The 18069-nt window shown below is 52.9% G+C and carries 22 protein-coding genes; 11 read left to right on the top strand and 11 right to left on the bottom strand.

Features of this window, described 5'->3' with window-relative positions:
- Positions 1 to 52: 52 nt before the first annotated feature.
- Positions 53 to 805, bottom strand: coding sequence for an SDR family NAD(P)-dependent oxidoreductase (locus ACIKP9_RS10790; RefSeq protein WP_400882553.1), 753 nt, complete (start codon positions 803 to 805; stop codon positions 53 to 55).
- Positions 806 to 944: 139 nt separating this feature from the next.
- Between ACIKP9_RS10790 and ACIKP9_RS10785 the strand changes: the two genes are divergently transcribed.
- Positions 945 to 1844 carry a LysR family transcriptional regulator gene (locus ACIKP9_RS10785; protein WP_400882551.1) on the top strand — a complete coding sequence of 300 codons (900 nt, stop codon included), beginning with the start codon at positions 945 to 947 and terminating at the stop codon, positions 1842 to 1844.
- A 1-nt stretch (position 1845) separates the two neighbouring features.
- Here the strand turns inward: ACIKP9_RS10785 and ACIKP9_RS10780 are convergent, their stop codons facing one another.
- The gene (locus tag ACIKP9_RS10780; RefSeq protein ID WP_230348509.1) at positions 1846 to 2139 is read right to left on the bottom strand and encodes a hypothetical protein; all 294 of its coding nucleotides are present in this window, start codon (positions 2137 to 2139) and stop codon (positions 1846 to 1848) included.
- Between the two features lie 177 nt (positions 2140 to 2316).
- Between ACIKP9_RS10780 and ACIKP9_RS10775 the strand changes: the two genes are divergently transcribed.
- On the top strand, positions 2317 to 3006 hold the full coding sequence (locus tag ACIKP9_RS10775; protein WP_400882548.1) for a uracil-DNA glycosylase: 690 nt from the start codon (positions 2317 to 2319) through the stop codon (positions 3004 to 3006).
- 21 nt (positions 3007 to 3027) lie between these two features.
- Here ACIKP9_RS10775 and ACIKP9_RS10770 read toward each other — a convergent pair whose 3' ends face one another.
- Genes ACIKP9_RS10770 through ACIKP9_RS10750 form a run of 5 tightly spaced genes read right to left on the bottom strand, consistent with a single transcriptional unit; the run spans position 3028 to position 6614 of the window.
- Positions 3028 to 3570 carry a lipocalin family protein gene (locus tag ACIKP9_RS10770; protein ID WP_400882545.1) on the bottom strand — a complete coding sequence of 181 codons (543 nt, stop codon included), beginning with the start codon at positions 3568 to 3570 and terminating at the stop codon, positions 3028 to 3030.
- A 36-nt stretch (positions 3571 to 3606) separates the two neighbouring features.
- The gene (locus ACIKP9_RS10765) at positions 3607 to 4392 is read right to left on the bottom strand and encodes a DUF1295 domain-containing protein (RefSeq protein ID WP_400882542.1); all 786 of its coding nucleotides are present in this window, start codon (positions 4390 to 4392) and stop codon (positions 3607 to 3609) included.
- Positions 4382 to 4924, bottom strand: coding sequence for a DUF2878 domain-containing protein (locus ACIKP9_RS10760; protein WP_400882540.1), 543 nt, complete (start codon positions 4922 to 4924; stop codon positions 4382 to 4384). Before ACIKP9_RS10760 ends, ACIKP9_RS10765 begins: the two co-directional genes overlap by 11 nt.
- 1 nt (position 4925) lies before the next feature.
- Positions 4926 to 5966, bottom strand: a complete 1041-nt coding sequence (locus ACIKP9_RS10755; protein ID WP_400882538.1) for an SAM-dependent methyltransferase — start codon at positions 5964 to 5966, stop codon at positions 4926 to 4928.
- 33 nt (positions 5967 to 5999) lie between these two features.
- Entirely contained in the window at positions 6000 to 6614 is a 615-nt protein-coding gene (locus ACIKP9_RS10750) for a TetR/AcrR family transcriptional regulator (RefSeq protein ID WP_400882535.1), read from the bottom strand.
- Between the two features lie 117 nt (positions 6615 to 6731).
- Between ACIKP9_RS10750 and ACIKP9_RS10745 the strand changes: the two genes are divergently transcribed.
- Genes ACIKP9_RS10745 through ACIKP9_RS10725 form a run of 5 tightly spaced genes read left to right on the top strand, consistent with a single transcriptional unit; the run spans position 6732 to position 11054 of the window.
- Complete coding sequence (locus ACIKP9_RS10745; RefSeq protein ID WP_400882532.1) at positions 6732 to 7229, top strand: chalcone isomerase family protein; 498 nt, start codon at positions 6732 to 6734, stop codon at positions 7227 to 7229.
- Positions 7226 to 8506, top strand: coding sequence for an NAD(P)/FAD-dependent oxidoreductase (locus ACIKP9_RS10740; protein WP_400882529.1), 1281 nt, complete (start codon positions 7226 to 7228; stop codon positions 8504 to 8506). Before ACIKP9_RS10745 ends, ACIKP9_RS10740 begins: the two co-directional genes overlap by 4 nt.
- Positions 8499 to 9317, top strand: coding sequence for a DUF1365 domain-containing protein (locus ACIKP9_RS10735; protein WP_400882527.1), 819 nt, complete (start codon positions 8499 to 8501; stop codon positions 9315 to 9317). Before ACIKP9_RS10740 ends, ACIKP9_RS10735 begins: the two co-directional genes overlap by 8 nt.
- Positions 9301 to 10527 (top strand): class I SAM-dependent methyltransferase, encoded by a 1227-nt coding sequence (locus tag ACIKP9_RS10730; RefSeq protein ID WP_400882524.1) that lies wholly within the window; start codon positions 9301 to 9303, stop codon positions 10525 to 10527. The genes ACIKP9_RS10735 and ACIKP9_RS10730 overlap by 17 nt, the downstream gene beginning before the upstream one ends.
- Positions 10528 to 10538: 11 nt before the next feature.
- Complete coding sequence (locus tag ACIKP9_RS10725; RefSeq protein WP_400882521.1) at positions 10539 to 11054, top strand: chalcone isomerase family protein; 516 nt, start codon at positions 10539 to 10541, stop codon at positions 11052 to 11054.
- Position 11055: 1 nt separating this feature from the next.
- Here the strand turns inward: ACIKP9_RS10725 and ACIKP9_RS10720 are convergent, their stop codons facing one another.
- The 3 genes from ACIKP9_RS10720 to ACIKP9_RS10710 all read right to left on the bottom strand — a co-directional run bounded on the left by ACIKP9_RS10720 (position 11056) and on the right by ACIKP9_RS10710 (position 12591).
- A complete protein-coding gene (locus ACIKP9_RS10720; protein ID WP_400882518.1) occupies positions 11056 to 11565 on the bottom strand; it encodes a hypothetical protein in 510 nt (169 codons plus the stop codon).
- Positions 11566 to 11641: 76 nt separating this feature from the next.
- Entirely contained in the window at positions 11642 to 12178 is a 537-nt protein-coding gene (locus ACIKP9_RS10715; RefSeq protein WP_400882515.1) for a YMGG-like glycine zipper-containing protein, read from the bottom strand.
- A 14-nt stretch (positions 12179 to 12192) separates the two neighbouring features.
- Complete coding sequence (locus ACIKP9_RS10710; RefSeq protein ID WP_400882512.1) at positions 12193 to 12591, bottom strand: hypothetical protein; 399 nt, start codon at positions 12589 to 12591, stop codon at positions 12193 to 12195.
- A 213-nt stretch (positions 12592 to 12804) separates the two neighbouring features.
- On the opposite strand from ACIKP9_RS10710, the gene ACIKP9_RS10705 reads away from it, so the two are divergent.
- The 3 genes from ACIKP9_RS10705 to gndA all read left to right on the top strand — a co-directional run bounded on the left by ACIKP9_RS10705 (position 12805) and on the right by gndA (position 15669).
- Positions 12805 to 13440 (top strand): laminin B domain-containing protein, encoded by a 636-nt coding sequence (locus ACIKP9_RS10705; protein ID WP_400882510.1) that lies wholly within the window; start codon positions 12805 to 12807, stop codon positions 13438 to 13440.
- A gap of 147 nt (positions 13441 to 13587) precedes the next feature.
- A complete protein-coding gene (locus tag ACIKP9_RS10700; protein WP_400882507.1) occupies positions 13588 to 13998 on the top strand; it encodes a MerC domain-containing protein in 411 nt (136 codons plus the stop codon).
- 159 nt (positions 13999 to 14157) lie between these two features.
- Complete coding sequence (gene gndA, locus ACIKP9_RS10695; RefSeq protein WP_230348493.1) at positions 14158 to 15669, top strand: NADP-dependent phosphogluconate dehydrogenase; 1512 nt, start codon at positions 14158 to 14160, stop codon at positions 15667 to 15669.
- Between the two features lie 24 nt (positions 15670 to 15693).
- Here the strand turns inward: gndA and ACIKP9_RS10690 are convergent, their stop codons facing one another.
- Positions 15694 to 15939, bottom strand: a complete 246-nt coding sequence (locus ACIKP9_RS10690; RefSeq protein WP_400882504.1) for a hypothetical protein — start codon at positions 15937 to 15939, stop codon at positions 15694 to 15696.
- A gap of 164 nt (positions 15940 to 16103) precedes the next feature.
- Here ACIKP9_RS10690 and ACIKP9_RS10685 point away from each other — a divergent pair, with 164 nt between their 5' ends.
- On the top strand, positions 16104 to 18026 hold the full coding sequence (locus tag ACIKP9_RS10685) for a sulfatase-like hydrolase/transferase (protein WP_400882502.1): 1923 nt from the start codon (positions 16104 to 16106) through the stop codon (positions 18024 to 18026).
- Positions 18027 to 18069 lie beyond the last annotated feature (43 nt).

Here is an 18069-nt window from a genome sequence, read left to right as displayed (position 1 = left end):
GTAGCGTAAACACGCCACCGGCACACAACCAATGATGCCGGTGGCATAAGAGTTATAGAAACATCCCGCCTGAAGCCTCAATGCGTTGGCCTGTGACCCAACCACTATCTTCTGACAATAGCAGAGCAACCAATGCGCCAATATCATCTGGGAGCCCCACTCGCCCCAAGGCAGTCTGGTCAGCAACAAAGCGATTAATATCTGCATTGTCACGCACGGCACCTCCACCAAAATCCGTCTCGATTGCACCTGGAGCCAGCACATTGACGCGGATACCACGCGGACCAAGCTCCTTGGCGAGATAACGGCTCAATGTTTCAATACCACCCTTCATTGCGGCATAAGCCGCATAGCCTGGCATGGTGAAACGGGTAAGACCACTGGAGATATTCAGGATATGCCCTCCATCACGCATCAAGGGTAACAACTTCTGCGTCAGGAAAAATACACCCTTGAAATGTATATTCATCAAGCTATCAAACTGATGCTCGGTCGTCTCGGTAATCAGTTGATGTGTGCCAATACCAGCATTATTCACAAGAAAATCGAAATCCTGACGCTCCCATTGCCGCAAGGCCTGCTGCACACTACTGACAAACCCTGCAAAGCTGCTGCTATCACCCACATCAAGCTGCAACGCTACAGCTTTCGCACCAAGCTGGCTGATCTCAGCCACGACCGCCTGGGCTTGTTCACTGCCACTGCGATAGGTAATGATGCTGTCCACACCTTTGCGCGCAAGGTGCAAAGCCATGCTGCGGCCCAGACCACGATTTCCTCCAGTAATAATGGCAATCTTGCTCATGATGCATTCTCCTTTGGTCAATGTTGAATCAATCTTTGGCCAGTTTATTACGTGAATAAACCATGATAAATAAGCAAATAATGATTAAACTGTTCATATAAATTGAACAAATGACATCCAAGCTAAAGGAGCGGCAGGATTGGATAAATTGCATGCCATGACGGTGTTTACCCGTGTCGCCGAGTTATCCAGCTTTACCCAGGCTGCCAATAGCCTGGGGCTGCCCAAAGGCAGCATTTCGATGGCAGTACAAAACCTGGAAGGCCACCTGGGTACCCGGCTACTGCAACGCACAACGCGCAAAGTAGTGCTGACTCATGATGGGCAAGTGTTTTACCAACGATGCAAAGATCTGCTGACAGATATGGATGAGCTGGAATCCATGTTCCAGCTTGATGAGAAAGGTATTCAGGGGCGCATCCGTATTGATGTACCCCTGGCTGTCGCCCGCGAAGTAGTCATGCCTCACTTGCCTGACTTCCTGGCTCAACATCCAGGCATCAAGATAGAACTCAGCAGCACTGATCGACGGGTAGACGTGGTGGCAGAAGGTTTTGACTGCGTATTGCGCGTTGGCAATCTGGGCGACTCAGGCCTGGTAGCACGCTCAATGGGCGTACATCACACCATCAATTGTGCCAGCCCTATCTATGTGGAGAAATATGGCGCTCCCAGCACGCTGGATGATCTTAAGCACCATTTCATGGTGCACTACGCACAGGTACTGGGGTCGGAAGATGCTTATTGGGAATACAGGCTAGGCGCCGAGATCAAGCGCATCAAGATGCCATCCATCATTACCGTCAACAATAGCGATGCGTATACCCAAGCCTGCCTAGCCGGGCTTGGCATTATTCAGGTACCACAAGCGGCGGCCAAGAAGCATCTTTCGCAAGGCAAGATGCTTGAGTTACTTCCCGAATATCAAGCCGCTCCCATGCCTATCACAATGCTGTACCCCAACCGTCAACACCAGCCACGCCGGGTCAAGGTGTTCATGGATTGGTTGGCTGAACGCCTACAAGACTACCTAGCTTGAATCAATTGCTGGCAAGACAGGAAGCCAGGTAGTTACGCCGAGTTTCTCCGTCCAGGTTCATTGCAGTAGCACTAATCTGGCACTGCTTGCGTGCCTGGATGGCAGACGTATTGGTATAGGCTTGCGATACCACGCAGTTGTTCAAATAGTGTTCGCGCACGTTGCCGTCCAGGTTCATGGCAGTGGCATTCACATGGCAAGCCTTCATGATCTGGAACTCGTCTTCTGCCACCGGCCTTGCCAAGGCAGGCAATGCAACAAACAGGGAAAGAAATAGGATAGACAAGGTTTTCATCGCGCTTTCTCCATCGTGTTGAACTCATATCACCAGCAAGTCTTGCGCTTGCCTCAACGGCATTTGCTCTTGAGGAAGAGCTATACCTTGGAACGATATTACGCCATTTATGCTTGCCCGGCACCCTTGAATTTAGTACCGTAGGCCGCTCCTTTCAGCCTGAATTGAGATTGCATCATGCATGTTGTGCCCGATCCCATCACCCATCCTCACCCGGAATCGCTGCCTGCGGCATGGGCGGCTGTTATTCCTGAATTACAGCCGCTCTACAACAGTATTAGCGCGAGCCTGGAAATGGAGGCAGATATACGCCCTAGACGTGGCTTATGGTTCGAAGCCTTGCGGCAAGTTTCTCCATCCACGGTACGTGTAGTCTTGCTAGGGCAGGACCCATACCATGGTGAAGATCACGGTATACAGCAAGCGCATGGCTTGTCATTCTCGGTACCAGACGGTGTGAGGCCACCACCATCATTGCGTAATATGCTGAAGGAGATGCAGTCTGACCTTGGACAAACACTGGAAAGTGGCAACCTGATGCCATGGGCAGAGCAGGGCATTTTATTGCTTAATGCCTCATTGACGACGCGGGGCGGAGAGGCTGGTGCACACAGCAAGTTATGGCAGGCATTCACTCACGCATTGATCACTTACCTGGGCCAACGCGATACGCCGTTGGTATTCATTCTCTGGGGTAGTCACGCACAACAGTTCCGTACATTGATCGCAGCGCACCATCCCGTGATCAGCTCGGTACATCCTTCCCCACTATCCGCCCATCGCGGCTTTTTCGGTAGCCAGCCATATTCAAAAGTAAACGCTGCCCTGCGTACATTGGGGCTAGCAGAGATTCACTGGGGCAATTAAGCGGGCTGGAATTGCTGCGACTCAGGGCGTTTCGCGCGGACGCTCCATCTGGGGTACGCGCCTGAGCTTGCTCATGTCATAACCATAGCTCTCGACTAAGCCACGTAGCTGTTGGTAATCCTGCTCACTGATGCTGGGAGTACGCGCCATGATCCAGACATAATCGAGCTTATCGCGCGTCACGATGGTGTTTGAATAATCATCGGCCACATGGCTGATCTTGTATTGCGCCTTAATCGGCCAGACAAACTGCATGCCCCATAAGGCATTGCCGCTCCCTTCAATCACAAAGCCAGTCGGGTGGTATACCTTCATCGGGCCATGGATACCACCTTCGTTGAAGGTAAATGTCGTGGCAATCGACCCATCCGGCTTGAGCGCATACGACTCAACAGCGTTATAGGATTGTTTCTCTATCCAAGTCGGGATATGGGCAATCACATACCAACGCCCCATGAAACGCTCGATATCGACATGCGAAGCCAAAGGCAATGGCGTCTGCGTCGCACAGGCAGATAAGCCAAACATACTCATTAAGGCAGCCAACCAGTGTTTACATGACATGATGAACTCCTTACTCGGCAATGGATGAACGCAGCATCACCTCGCCTTGGGCGGCCAGGGGATGAAAGCACTGGTGCGGGCGATGTAATCGCGGTATTGCGGCCTGCGCTCATGGATGGTCTGCTCCAGCAATTTAACGCCGCTGACCCTGAGCAAGAGAAAAGTCATCAAGAGCGGACTGAATAACGTCCACCACCCACCGGCCGCACAAGCCACCAAGTAGAATCCCCACCAGGTGATGGCTTCGCCAAAATAATTAGGGTGCCTGCACCAAGCCCACAAGCCACGATCAAGTACCTTGCCGCGATTAAGCGGGTTGCGCTTGAAGCGATACAGCTGCCAATCGGCAACGCCTTCATAAACGATCCCGATGATGCTCAACAGCAATCCAGTCATATCCAGCCAATGCAGAGGTGCATCGCTTTGCACAGCAGCCACCAAAGGTAAGGCAATCACCCATGCCAGCAGCAGTTGCAGGCCAAACACGATATAGAGGCTTTTCAGCCAGAAATGGGGCGAATTATTGGCGCGGATCTGCTGATAGCGATAATCCTCGGGTTTGCCCCAATTACGAATGGTCAGGTAAGCGGCCAGCCTAGTCGCCCACAACACAACCACGATGAGTAACAGCACACTACGCTCGCTCAATATCTGGCCTTGTGCCACCCAGAGTGCCGTGATGAGGAAATAGATACTCCACATGCTATCGATGATGTGCACATTGCGTTGGTAAAGGCTATACATCCAGCCGAGCAAACCAAAAATGGCCAGTGGACATAGCGCCTGCCACCAGGGCTGCCAGAATGCAGAATCAAGCAGCACGCGCTATCTCCTTGTCATGGAAACCATCATATCGACGGGCAAGATACACTGCGGCGGGCATGGCCAGGCTCCAGTTAATCGCAATCCCGATCAGGCTCCAATCCTGGTGTAAATGGATAGCCCCCAGTTTCTCACCAGCTTGATAGGCCAGCACTGAACCCAAGGCACCCAAGATAACCGAGAGCCAGTAATGCGCCTTGAGCCAGCGCAGGCTGACATTCAATGTCGTCGTGAACAACACCCACAGGCACCACATCCATGGTGGCAACCACTCGGCAGGCCAGGCGCTAGCAGGGAAAGAGAGTAAATGCAGCGACAGCAGCAATTGATCAAGCAATATGCCCACCAGGGGGAACAGGATGAGCAATTTCAATTCCTGCCGCCAGGCAGACGCCTGGTAAAGATGCCAAGCTATCACGGGCGTAGTGACTAGCAGCCCAAGCCATGGCATGTGATGCGCCGCACCATAGACACAAACCAGCCAGCCTAGCTGGAAAAACACGAAATTCAGGATAAGTTGGCGAGATGCCATCTCAACCCTGGCGCTCGAACAGGTAATGGCTCACCCACCACTCCTGCCCATCGTTGTAACCAAACAACTCTGCGCAAGACATGTAGAAAATCCGCCAACGATTGAACCAGCGTTGCGCATCTGCGCCATAAGTATCGCGGAACACTTGCATGATGGGCGCGCTATTGGCATCCATCTTTTCCAGCCATGCATTCGCTGTCTTCTCGTAATGATCACCACTCCAGCGCCATTGGCGCAACAGCCTGAGGTGCTGCTGGAAGTGCAATGGCAGGGCATCGCTAGGCATCATACCCCCGGAGAAAAACAGCTCGCTCATCCAGTCGTCATTGCCCTGCGCCACAAAGGCATAAGGAGTGAGGCGGTGCACGAAGATATGCATGAAGAACCGCCCATGCGGTTTGAGCCAACCAGCAAGGCGCTCGAACAGCACCTGGTAATTGCGCATATGCTCGAACATCTCCACCGACACAATACGGTCATACTGCTGCTCTGCTATGAAAGCATTCATGTCGGCAGTGATGACAGTGACATTGCTCAAGCCACGCTGCCGCGCCGTACTCTGGATGAAATCACGTTGGGAATGGGAGTTAGAGACTGCGGTGATGCGACTGCCTGGATAACGATGAGCCATATAGAGCGTCAACGAGCCCCAGCCACATCCCAACTCAAGGATGTCCTGCCCATCGGCAATCCCGGCATGGGCAACAGTAGCAGACAACGCCGCCTCCTCAGCACCATTTAAGCTATCCATACCTTCTGGCCAGTAACAGCAACTGTATTTCAGTTGCTGCCCCAGACTCATGCGGAAAAAGTCACTAGGAAGCTCATAGTGTTGTTCGTTGGCAAGCTCAGGCACCAGAGCAACCGGTGATTGACGCATCTGTTGCAAAAAGTCATCTTGCAGCTCAGCACTCGCAGCGACATCATGCGAACTGACCTCCTGCAACCTGGCCTTGAGCAAATGCCGGATGCCAGCCCGGATAAGGCTGTCCGGCATATGGCCTTGCTCAGAAAGCTCAATGGCGTACTTGATTAACTGCATGATGTTGCTCCTCAGTGAAAGGATACAAGCCAGCTAAGCGCGTGACTGCAATCCGCCAAAACAAGTCGTCACGATGGCCTCCACGATCTCATCGTCCGTGAAAGCGCCACCCATCTTGAGGAAATCGATCACCGGGTCACAAGGCCGCGCATAAATGGTGTACAACACCACTTCCCCCGGCAACGATGGATTGATCTGGCCCAATGCCTGGGCCGCGATAATCCAGCCACCCAATATCTCGGTCAGAGCTTCCAGCTTACGCACGTATGGATCATGGCGTGTCATGAACTCATGAATGCTGGAACGCGTTGAAGGCAAGGTGGGCATACGGCCAGCCAAATGCTCACGCACGCTCCACGCCACCAGCGCTTTCAAGTTATCAAGCGGCTTGTCCTCTTGAGCTTGCTGCGCGATCACCTGCAAGGTGCGCTCAACCAAGCGCGTCATGGTGGCAGCGGCCAACAACTCCTTGGAATCGAAATGCTTGTAAAGGCTGGCCTTGGATATGCCCACCTCCTGCGCAATCTCGTCCATCGTCATCAGATCGAATCCCTTGCGTGCAAGGAAGCTATCCACTGCATCCAAGATAGCGCTCTCTCGCAAGGCAAACTGCCGCTCTTTCAAACTCGGTTTCACACTTTGGCTCATACTGGGTTCCTGCTATTTTGACCCATTATAAACCAACAAGTCATTTTGTAAACTGATTAGTTTCCATTTTAAACTTTTGTGTTATATTTACTATCAATTGGTATATCAGGGCTACGCATGCAAGCAATCAAGGACTTCCTCACCAGCCAGACGGGTAATGACAGCCCCGATTGGCAGCAGCAAGGATCCGGCATCCTGACCTGGAGTGTATTCTCCATTTATCGCGCCACACTGTGGACGGCAGGTCCTCTTAAGCTACATGAAAGTCAGCCAAGCAATACTGCCTTTGCCCTGCAATTCGAGTATCTGCGCAATGTAAGTGCCGACTACATCATTGACGCCAGCCAAAGAGAGATGTTGCGCCTTGATTCAGCCGCAGATACAGCCATTGCGCAGTGGATAGATCAATTACGTACCATCATCCCGGATGCAGGACGCGGCGACCTGCTGTGGATATTGTTTCTGCCAGAACGGCAGGAGGTATGCTTTTATAACGACGAACAACTGTTAGGCAGCCTGGTCAGCAGCGAATTTCCACGAGCTTTTGCGGATATCTGGTTCCACCAGCAATGCCACAGCCCACGACTGCGCAAGCAATTATTGGGGGAGGCATGATGGCACCAAGGCATCGCATGGCCGTTGTCGGCTCAGGTATTTCTGGGCTAGCTGCCGCTTGGCTATTGGCAAAAAAACACGATGTCACCTTGTTTGAAGCCAATCACTACTTCGGCGGCCATAGCAATACGGTAGATGTCACGCTGGATGGCATCACCGCGCCAGTAGACACCGGTTTCCTAGTGCACAATGACCTGACTTATCCCAATTTGGTCGCCTTGTTTCAGCACCTAGGCGTGCGCACCCATGAAAGCCAGATGACCTTCTCTGTTGCGGTTGAGGCTGCAGGGCTGGAATGGGCAGGCACCAATCTGGATAGCGTATTCTGCCAACGCCGCAACCTACTGCGACCACAATTCTGGTGGATGCTCATGGATATCCTGCGCTTCAACCGCCAAGCCCAGCATTACCTCGACACCATACCTGATGAGCACTACACGCTGGGCAATCTGCTTGATCAACATGGGTATGGCAACACCATGCGGGAGTGGTATCTTCTCCCCATGGCAGCGGCGATATGGTCATGCTCCACCGCATCCATGCTGGAGTTTCCCGCAGCAACCTTTTTGCGCTTTTGCCTTAACCATCGCTTGTTGCAAATCAATGAACGCCCTGTCTGGAAAACCGTCATGCACGGCTCACGGGAATATGTAAAAAAGATGCTCAGCAGCATTCCGGATGCCCGGCTTGACTGCCCGATCACGGCTATCCAGCGTAGTGCAGATCATGTCGCCATCCATAGTAAGCACGGGGTGGAGTACTTTGACCATGTCATCCTGGCATGCCATGCTCCCACCAGCCTAAGCCTGCTGGATTGTGACGCAGATGAGCGCCGGATATTGAGCGCATTCCATACCCAGCCCAACCTAGCGGTATTACATACGGATGCAGCCTTGCTTCCTACCAATCAAAAAGCCTGGGCCGCCTGGAACTACAACATGCCCATCCGTAGCAGGCCGCAATACCCTGTCACGGTGAGCTACCTGCTCAATCATTTACAGCCCTTGCCCTGGCACCAGCCCGTGATTGTCACACTAAACCCGCATACCGATATCCGCCAAGACAAAGTACTGGCGCAATTCGAATATGCGCATCCGCTGATGGATGCCACTGCCATCGCCGCCCAGAAAAAGCTGCCAGATATACAAGGCCGCAACCGCGCCTGGTTCTGTGGTGCCTGGAGTGGTTATGGTTTTCATGAGGATGGCCTGAAATCAGCACTACGCGTAGCACGGGCACTGGGTGTAGAAGCACCATGGAAAGCGGTTTATGACTGAGATAGCCGACATGGAGCTGGGATTAGGCAAGGTGATGCACACACGCACACGTCCCTTGCCCAACCATTTTGTTTATCCGGTGTTCTGCTTACGCATTCCATTGCGTCAACTGTCCAATTTGCGCGCACGACAAAGCTGGATATTTGCCGTCAATCGCTGGCGCCTGTTAAGTTTCCACGAGCGTGACCATGGCGACTGCCAAGGAGACCTGCTAGGTTGGCTTGAACGCCAGCTTGAAAGCGCGGGGATAGTGATGCCTGCTGGCGAAATCTGGTTACAAGCCATGCCTAGGGTACTGGGTTACGTCTTCAATCCGGTGAGTTTCTGGTATCTGCATAATGAAGACGGCACCCTGCGTGCCATCCTGGCAGAAGTCAATAACACATTTGGTGAGCATCATCAGTACTTACTCGTCGCAGAAGATAACGGCCCAATTGTGGCTGATACTGTACTCGAATGCCGCAAGGCCTTTCATGTCTCGCCATTCTGCAATGTAAGCGGATACTATCAATTCAAGTATTCCGCATCAGGCCACCGCCACCACATGGCAATCAATTACTTTGACCATGAGTCCTCGCACACCCCGTTAATTGCCACCTCGATTAATTGCCATGTTGGCCCGGCCACCACAGGCGCAATGTTCTCGGCTTTTTGCCAAATGCCACTCATGACGCTGGGTGTGGTATTCCGTATTCATTGGCAGGCATTGCGCCTGTGGCTGAAGAAAACACCCTTCCACTCCAAACCAACAGCGCCTGAACAATCACTGACCTATAACCAAAGGAAACATGGCAATGAAAAGCAAGTCTAATCGCGCCCTGTCCCTACAACCTGCCACCAAACTTCCATTGCCGGGACAGATATTTTTCAGCATGCTGGATAAGCTGGAACATGGCATGCTGGATGTCACCACACCGGAAGGCTTGGTCCGCAGCTTTGGTAAAACATCCAGCGACGTCAATGCACAACTACATATCCATGATTGGCAGGCAAGCCACCTGATTCTGGTGCAGGGCGATATTGGCTTTGCCGAAAGCGTGCGCCGAGGCTGGGTAAGCAGCCCGGATCTACTGGCATTGTTCCGCCTGGCTATCCACAACCAGCAAGTGCTGGAACAAGCCATTCATGGCAAATGGTGGGCCTTGCTGGTGCGTCGGTTGTCACATCTCTGGCTGCACGCCAACAGTCGCTCGGGAAGTAAACGTAATATTCACGCGCATTACGACCTGGGTAATGATTTTTACCAGCACTGGCTAGATCCCAGTATGACTTATTCCGCGGCCTGGTTTGGCAAGCAGCGGGAACAATCCCTGGAACAAGCACAGCATGCCAAATACCAGCGCATTCTGGATGAACTGGATGCGCAGCCAGGCCAGCATATCCTTGAAATTGGCTGTGGTTGGGGCGGCTTCGCGGAATATGCGGCTCAGCGTGGTTTCAAGGTGGATGGGATTACCCTCTCGCCTGCACAACTGGCATTTGCAGAGCAACGCATACACAGACAAGGCCTGGACGCCCTAGTCACCCTCCGCTTGCAGGATTATCGTGATCTTGATGGGCAATACGACCATATTGTTTCGATTGAAATGCTGGAAGCAGTCGGTGAGACTCACTGGCAGAGGTATTTTTCCATCCTGCAACACTGCCTCAAGCCAGGTGGCAAGGTCGTGATTCAGTGTATTGATATTGCAGATCGCTATTTTCCGCACTATCGCAGCAGCACCGACTTCATCCAGCAATTTATTTTCCCGGGTGGCATGCTGCCCTGCCCCTCCAGCCTGTATACCCATGCCCAAAGAGCTGGGCTCAAGGTCAAGAGACTACAATCCTTCGGCCAGGATTATGCCCACACCCTGCATCTGTGGCACCAGCGTTTCATGTCACAACTGAGTGCCATCCGCGCGCAAGGTTTTGACGATGCCTTCATTCGTCTATGGGAAATGTACCTCAAGTATTGCGAGGCTGGCTTCATTGAACAACGTACCGACGTCAAACTCTGGACATTGCATCGGCACCAATAAAGGAGGCTCACATGCGTATCTTGATCATCGGCTGGTTGCTCCTCACCAGCGTAGCCTGGGCAAAGGATATAGCGCCCACCTATCTTGAGCCAGATTTGCCGCAGGTAGCATTAGTGGGCAAGGGTGTATTGCGTTGGTTCGGCATCAAAGTGTATGAAGCGAGGTTATGGGCAGAGCGCGGCCAATATACAGCAGACAAACCGCATGCCCTGGAGCTGATCTACGGTCACACCTTTACGGCCGAGGAGCTGGCCAAGGAAGGTGCCAAACAAATGCGCAAACAAGGGGTAGAGGAAGACAAGATTGCTCGCTGGACGCCAGTCATGCAGAGCGCTTTCACCGACGTCAAAGCAGGTGACAGCCTGACTGCCTTGTTACTACCGGATCAAAGCCTGCGTTTTTTCAGCAATGGCGAAGTGACCACCACGATTCATGATGCCGAGTTCAGCCGCTGCTTTCTGGATATCTGGCTAGGGAGCAAAACCACGGAACCTAAGCTACGGCTGAAACTCATCGGCCAACCCTGAGTTATCTCCTGGACAGCAAATCTATCGCTGTCAGGATGACATACGTCGTAGGATCGTAAACGACGTTATAACCTTGATAGTAGCCAATCACATATCCCGGTGGAGGCGGTGGCAAGGTGCGTAACACATGCACCGGCACAGGCGTGATGTAAGGCCGGTAAGCGGGCATGACGACATAGCCGGGCCTGAAGTCTGGCCTGCGATCCCAGTGCGCATTGCGGAAGCTGCGTTGGTACTGGTTATACAACCTCATCCTATCCTGGTCACGGAACTGGTAATACACATTCTGCTGGACCACTACTGGATGTCCGCCACGATCCCAGCCCTTACCGCCACGCGGGCCACGTTCAACATGTCCTCGCTCCTGGCCCTTATCCCAACGATGTTCATGACGTGGGCCCCGATCAGGCCTATCGTCGGGATGCGCATATGCCGCGCCTTGGGCAAGAGCGGTCGACAACATAACCACAGCCAGCGCTGACCATACCTTGTTCTTGTTTGAATACTTCATGATGTCCTCCTGATACCGCAGTATCGCTATGCTATTGATCCCCGATACCTGCAAACTACTTCATTCACGATGATTGTTATTGTTGATAATCTGGCGGCACGCCAGCGGATAACGGCGCACCACGATATCCAGGGGGCGGAGGTGGAGGCGGCACACTACGGCGTACCGACTCTGTTTGCTGGCGCGTCTGCGCAAGGTTGCCCGACACTGCCACCTTGTGCCCCTTGGCATACATGCATTGCGTATAAGCATTGTCATAACGCTGTTGCGCAGCATCGTAAGAATCTGCCGCCATGCCGGCTCCTGCCATGGTGCCAAACAACAGGCCAGAACCGGCCCCCACTGCGGCACCCTCATGCCCACCGACGGCAGCGCCGAGCAAGCCCCCGACCACTGTACCCACAGCAGCGCTGGTCACAGCGCTATCTTTTGCCGCGGCTTTTGCCGAGCCGCTCTGCTCCAGCCCAAATTGCCGGCATACACTATCGTCATAACGAAACTGGTCAAAACTCTTGGTACTGCCCGGCAACGCCATGCGACTTGGGCCATCCGGCGGCACACTGGCGCAGGCACTCAATAACAGCACTGGTAGCAATACAGCAAGGCGTTTCATGATCATTCCCTCCATTACCGTGCAGGTTGAGGTGCAACCTTCTGCCAGCCAGCAGGGCACTCTTTCACATAAGGGTAATATCCCTCAGGCTGCTTGCAGTAATACCAATAGCCACTATCAGCCACCTCTGGCACCGCGCTTGGCTGCGGCGTCTGCTCAACATACACAGGCGGTGCGACAGGTGCAGGCGTCACCACCACGGGTGGATAATAGGGATAGATCGGCGGTGGGACGACATAGTACGGACGGGGATAATATGGCCCCCAGCCCGGGCCATAAAAACCAGGACCGAAATAGAAACCAACATTGGGGCCTCCATGACGGTGACCTCCATGCCAAGGATCAGCCTGAACACCTGCACTCAGCAGCAAACTACCAGCCAGCATTAAAAGCGTCATCAACCGTTTTGACATTGCCACCATACACCTCGATTCATCCCTTACTTGGAAAGTAACAGTAAGACTGGCAAGGCTGAGCCTAAGTTTGTAGGGTTAATGTAAAGCTTGGTAATTCCGGGTAAAGATTCAAGGCAAATATCGTAGTCCAATCGGACTATTGTATGGCCAGGGCAGGAAGCCTAACGTCACAATGCAAATTAACTTTATAAACAAGGGAGTAAGAGATCAATGAATAAAATCCACGTCTTCATCAGCATCCTTGGCTTAACCCTCCTGAACTCCACCGCCTTTGCTGCCAGCAGCAACTTTTCTACTGGCGATGATGGCTGGACAGCCGCTGGCGACGCCAGCGGCCCGCTGACCTGGAATCCTGGTGGTTATGTCAGCATTGATGACCAGACCATTGGCGGTGTGACATTCTTTATCGCTCCGACAAAATTTCTGGGCAATCAAAGCGCGGCATTTGGCACTCACCTGACCTTTGACCTGCAACAAATCTATCCTGGCTCACCCAATCAATTTGAAGACGGTGATGTCATCCTGCAAGGTGCAGGACTCACCTTGGTATTTGATACAGGCTACTATCCTGCCAATGGTGCATGGACATCCTATGCTGTGCCATTGATTGCATCAGAAGGATGGCGCGTGAGCAGCCTGAATGGCTCTGCAGCGAGCGATGAGCAACTACTCGCCGTGCTATCAGACTTAAGTGCATTGAAAATCCGTGCTGAATATCAATCTGGTCCAGATACCGGCTTGCTAGATAATGTTGCCTTGGTGCCAGAACCCAGCACCTACGGCTTGATGTTGATAGGCTTGAGTGCTTTTGCAGCCATGGGTTGGCGTAGGCGCAACCAAGGGTAATGCATGCACGTTGGAAGATAGCAGGCTGTTGCAACTCACTAGCTATCTTCCAACGCCGGGATAACATGTATCACAATTCTGCAACAAAGTTGCTTTTTTAATCCTCATTACGCTAGAATCTCCCTGTCATACCAATCTGCAACTGTGATGCACATCATCCGTTTCTCCATCATAAAACTCGTCAACTGGGACAAATTCGGCAACTTTGTCTCCATGCTGTGCCTGATCCACTGTACGGTGCTGCCATTGCTGGCCATGGTATTGCCGCTTTCCGTGTTTCTGGATGAGAGCGTGCATGTATGGCTATTCATCGCCTTATTACCTGCTGCTATTTTTGGTGCATGGTCAGGCTGGCGTCATCATGGTGATGGCAAGCCCAGCCTATTGCTCGCAGCAGGCCTTGCCTTGGTGGGTAGCGCAGCCTTTCTGCCCATGAGCACAGCAGCCGAAATTGCCGTGACGATACCGGGTAGTCTGCTATTGATTGCTGGCCACACCCTCAATCGCCGCCTCAATCTTATCTCTCATATTGCTGGCGCTCGCCCCACAAATCCATAACAGCCTTAATAAATTCCAAATTTCCCGGAACTTTGGCTTTGTAGGTTCCTCCATAAAGGTCTATAGTCTTGGCTGGGAGCTGTTTTACCGAGCTGTATAGGCTCGTGCGCTGTTGTAGCTCTCGTTTCTATCCACCCTACTTAACAAGAAGCAATCATTATGAGTACAAATACCGCAGATATTGGCCTCATTGGTTTAGCAGTCATGGGGCAGAACCTAGCACTTAACATCGCAGATCACGGCTATACGATCTCCGTCTACAACCGCGACCCGGAAAAAACACGCAAATTCACCGCACATTGCAAGGAAAACGAGCCTTCCGCCGCCAAGCTGAAAGGCTTTGAAGACCTCGCCACCTTTGTATTAAGCATCAAGCGCCCACGCAAAATCGTGCTGTTGGTCAAGGCAGGCAGCGCCACCGATGTCACCATCAACGCCCTCATTCCTTTCCTGGAAGAAGGCGACATCATCATTGATGGTGGCAATGCGCTCTGGACTGACACCATTCGCCGCGAGAAGGAGCTCAAGGCGAAAGGCCTGGAATTCATTGGCTCAGGCGTATCAGGTGGTGAAACAGGTGCACGCTTTGGCCCATCGCTCATGCCCAGTGGCACACGCAAGGCATGGTCATCGCTCGAACCGATTTGGCGCGACATTGCTGCCAAGGTAGACCCGCGCACCGGCAAGCCAATTGAAGGCGCAGAGCCTGGCAAGCCCGTGCAAGGCGGCTTCTCCTGTGCCGAATATATTGGCCCTGATGGCGCTGGCCACTATGTCAAGATGGTGCACAACGGCATCGAATACATCGACATGCAGTTGATCTGCGAAGCCTATTGGCTAATGAAGAACCTGCTCGGCATGCGTGCAGACGAGATCGGCAAGGTATTCGAGGAATGGAACAAGGGCGAACTGTCGAGCTTCCTGATCGAAATCACCGGCGACATCCTGCAACAAAAAGACCCCTCCGGTGACGGCTTCCTCGTCGACAAGATCATGGATGCCGCAGGCCAGAAAGGTACTGGCCAATGGACTGCCGCCAACGCACTGGAACTGGGCTCACCTGCCAATGCGATCGCCGCCGCCGTGTTTGCGCGTGCCTTGTCTACCGTCAAGGATGAACGCGTGGAAGCCAGCACCATTCTCAAGGGCCCCACCATCAAACTGGAAGCTGACCGCGAGAAACTGATAGAGGCCATCCGCAATGCGCTGTATTGCTCCAAGATCTGCGCTTACGCCCAAGGTTTCCAGCTCATGGACAAAGCCCAGGTTGCTTACAACTGGAAGCTCAACTTCGGTGAGATCGCGCAAATCTGGCGCGGCGGTTGCATCATCCGCGCCCGCTTCCTGCAAAAAATCACCGATGCTTATGCGCTGGATTCACGCCTGAAGAACCTGATGCTGGACCCTTACTTCACCGAAGCACTCGATGAAGGGCAGGAAAGCTGGCGCGAAGTGGTCTCGCTGGCGGTGCGTAACGGCATCCCGGCGCAGGCATTCTGCGCAGCGTTGTCTTACTATGATGGCTACCGTAGCGCGACACTGCCTGCCAACCTGTTGCAGGCACAACGCGATTACTTTGGTGCCCACACCTACGAACGCACAGACCAGCCACGCGGCCAGTTCTTCCATACCGACTGGCCAGAACCTGATCGTCCGCAACTCAAGGTATAAGCACGCAAATAGGCGAGGGAGTCTTCACTCCCCGCCTTGCAAGGTTGCGGCAATCGCACGCAGCTCCGCCTTTGGGTCGGCATACTCCTCATACTCATGCGGGGTACGCCGATACCAATAGCGGCTATTCCACTCATCTCCCTCGATTTTGTGCAGCACAGCGTGTATCCAGTGTGCCGTCACCTCGTTAGACGCTTGCGCGATCTCATGCGCCCCATCCCAATCGTCATGCAATGCAAGCTCAACGGCCTGCTGCAATGATTGCTGCATCACATTACCTCCTGGTTTTTACATCCGTTAATTCATGTAAATTTTGCAGGGTAGCTGAATACAAGCCTGCAAAATTTACATGAATTAACATTCTCAAACACTTCAATAGAATATAACTCACTGATTTACATAGCCAGAAAACTGTACCAAAGATCACCTACATCTTGGCATTGGAATTGCGACAGATACATGACTTTCATGACGTCATGTATCCAATGCGCAGCCTAAACACCTCCACCCGCTTGATTTACTTCTATCTGCTCAGCTATTTTCCCGTCGCATTGCTTGCCTCAGATAGCATCAAGTTACAAGAAGCATGGCAAGCAGGCCTCACCAGTTTTATCCTTGTTGCGGCAAGCTGGCTTTGCTATAGCGCTTATTATCTGCTTCCCTCGGCGCTATTAACCTGGCTTGTCTATCGGTTATTACGCAAGCATACCTGGCCTGCATACGTCACGGGCGTGCTCACCACCAGCGTCACCACCTTGCTACTGTATGCCAATGCCAAGCTCTATACGCTGTATGGCACCTTCATCAACGGTTTCATTATCAACTTGGTGACAACGCCAGGAGGTATCGACTCGTTAGGCGGCAGTGCAGAATCCAGCCTGGGTTTCGGCTTGATTGCTGCCGGATTCGTTATCCTGCAAGTCGCCTTGTTGTTTCTGGCTCACATTCTTGGCAAGAAACACCGGACAACCAAGGCTCCTTCCCTGAAACGGGCCAGCACGCTATTACTGTTGGCAACTGTAGGCGTCCACCTAGGCTATGCAGCACAAGATGCCATGGGCAAGACCGCCACGACAGAGCTGGCCGAGCAAGTGCCTTTCTTCCAGACTGTCACCGCCAAAGGGCTGTTCAAACACCTGGGGATGAATATTGCTGAACGGCCTAAACTGCGCATTGATGGCCGACTGAATTACCCCTTGAACCCATTATCCATCAAGGCTCCCGCCAAGCCATACAACATCCTCTGGCTCACGGCAGAATCCTGGCGCGCGGATATGCTTAACCCCGAAGTCATGCCGCGCACCTGGGAGTTCGCGCAGCGAGCACAACGCTTCACCCGCAACTACAGTGGCGGCAACGGCACGCGCATGGGCGTGTTCAGCATGTTCACGGGGCTACCGGGTAATTATTGGTTCCCCTTCCTGCGTGATCAGCGCGGCGCGGCCATCATTGATGTATTGCAGCAACAGGGCTATGACATGAGCCTGTATACCAGCGCCATGTTCAGCTACCCGGAGTTTGACCGCACCATCTTCAGCCATGTGCCCGTTGCACATATGCAATCCCTGCAAAAAAACGGCCATCCAGGCTGGATGAACGACAGGCAGAATGTCGGCGACCTGCTGAATTTCATCGACACGCACGATCAAGCAAAGCCATTTTTCGGCTTCATGTTCTTCGAGTCGCCGCATGCGCGTTATTACTTCCCTGAAGAAAGCGTCATCCGCCGCCCGTACAAGGATGACATCAACTACGCCACCCTGAGCCGGGAAGCGCTGATGCACGACATCGAGCCGATCAAGAATCGCTATATCAATGCCGTACATCATCTTGATAGCCAGTTTGGCCGCATTTTTGATTACCTGGAACAGCACCAGTTGCTGGATCACACCATTGTCATACTGGTCGGGGATCATGGCGAGGAATTCATGGAGCGAGGCTATTGGGGTCACAACTCCACCTTCGTCAACGAGCAAGTGCGCACCCCGTTGTTGCTGTGGCTACCCGATGTGCCAGCAGGTGTTCACGACCAACTCAGTAGCCACATGGACATCGTGCCCACCCTGATGCCTTATCTTGGCGTGGAAAACCCGGTAGCTGACTATGCACTGGGGCACGATCTCTTGCGCGGGCCAGAACGACAGTTTGCGTATATTTCCGACTGGAGTCGGATTGCCTATGTCGACAAAGCCATCAAGCTCTCCATGAATGTCAGTGGCTATGCCAGAAGCAAGATCAGTAGTGCCAACGACGAGGCACTCAATCCTGCCGGTAACGCGGAGGCGCAAAAACAACAGGTCAATATCATGCTGCAAATCATGCATGACCTGACGCGCTTCCTGGATAAAACATCATGAAGTCAGGAGCATCACCATGCAGTTTTTCAGTCAATCTCTGCTA

The organism is Methylobacillus methanolivorans (assembly GCF_044751345.1).
In the GTDB taxonomy this organism is placed as follows: domain Bacteria; phylum Pseudomonadota; class Gammaproteobacteria; order Burkholderiales; family Methylophilaceae; genus Methylobacillus; species Methylobacillus methanolivorans.
Note: the sequence above shows the minus strand (reverse complement) of the source record. Positions and strands in the feature narration are given on the sequence as shown.

What these genes read in the sequence shown, in the direction of transcription:
- gndA (WP_230348493.1), top strand. Translation starts at nt 14,158, where the DNA reads ATGAGTACAAATACCGCAGATATTGGCCTCATTGGTTTAGCAGTCATG.
- ACIKP9_RS10715 (WP_400882515.1), bottom strand. Translation starts at nt 12,178, where the DNA reads ATGAAACGCCTTGCTGTATTGCTACCAGTGCTGTTATTGAGTGCCTGC.
- ACIKP9_RS10690 (WP_400882504.1), bottom strand. Translation starts at nt 15,939, where the DNA reads ATGCAGCAATCATTGCAGCAGGCCGTTGAGCTTGCATTGCATGACGAT.
- ACIKP9_RS10710 (WP_400882512.1), bottom strand. Translation starts at nt 12,591, where the DNA reads ATGTCAAAACGGTTGATGACGCTTTTAATGCTGGCTGGTAGTTTGCTG.
- ACIKP9_RS10700 (WP_400882507.1), top strand. Translation starts at nt 13,588, where the DNA reads ATGCACATCATCCGTTTCTCCATCATAAAACTCGTCAACTGGGACAAA.
- ACIKP9_RS10740 (WP_400882529.1), top strand. Translation starts at nt 7,226, where the DNA reads ATGATGGCACCAAGGCATCGCATGGCCGTTGTCGGCTCAGGTATTTCT.
- ACIKP9_RS10730 (WP_400882524.1), top strand. Translation starts at nt 9,301, where the DNA reads ATGAAAAGCAAGTCTAATCGCGCCCTGTCCCTACAACCTGCCACCAAA.
- ACIKP9_RS10790 (WP_400882553.1), bottom strand. Translation starts at nt 805, where the DNA reads ATGAGCAAGATTGCCATTATTACTGGAGGAAATCGTGGTCTGGGCCGC.
- ACIKP9_RS10720 (WP_400882518.1), bottom strand. Translation starts at nt 11,565, where the DNA reads ATGAAGTATTCAAACAAGAACAAGGTATGGTCAGCGCTGGCTGTGGTT.
- ACIKP9_RS10755 (WP_400882538.1), bottom strand. Translation starts at nt 5,966, where the DNA reads ATGCAGTTAATCAAGTACGCCATTGAGCTTTCTGAGCAAGGCCATATG.
- ACIKP9_RS10760 (WP_400882540.1), bottom strand. Translation starts at nt 4,924, where the DNA reads ATGGCATCTCGCCAACTTATCCTGAATTTCGTGTTTTTCCAGCTAGGC.
- ACIKP9_RS10770 (WP_400882545.1), bottom strand. Translation starts at nt 3,570, where the DNA reads ATGTCATGTAAACACTGGTTGGCTGCCTTAATGAGTATGTTTGGCTTA.
- ACIKP9_RS10750 (WP_400882535.1), bottom strand. Translation starts at nt 6,614, where the DNA reads ATGAGCCAAAGTGTGAAACCGAGTTTGAAAGAGCGGCAGTTTGCCTTG.
- ACIKP9_RS10735 (WP_400882527.1), top strand. Translation starts at nt 8,499, where the DNA reads ATGACTGAGATAGCCGACATGGAGCTGGGATTAGGCAAGGTGATGCAC.
- ACIKP9_RS10780 (WP_230348509.1), bottom strand. Translation starts at nt 2,139, where the DNA reads ATGAAAACCTTGTCTATCCTATTTCTTTCCCTGTTTGTTGCATTGCCT.
- ACIKP9_RS10775 (WP_400882548.1), top strand. Translation starts at nt 2,317, where the DNA reads ATGCATGTTGTGCCCGATCCCATCACCCATCCTCACCCGGAATCGCTG.
- ACIKP9_RS10705 (WP_400882510.1), top strand. Translation starts at nt 12,805, where the DNA reads ATGAATAAAATCCACGTCTTCATCAGCATCCTTGGCTTAACCCTCCTG.
- ACIKP9_RS10725 (WP_400882521.1), top strand. Translation starts at nt 10,539, where the DNA reads ATGCGTATCTTGATCATCGGCTGGTTGCTCCTCACCAGCGTAGCCTGG.
- ACIKP9_RS10745 (WP_400882532.1), top strand. Translation starts at nt 6,732, where the DNA reads ATGCAAGCAATCAAGGACTTCCTCACCAGCCAGACGGGTAATGACAGC.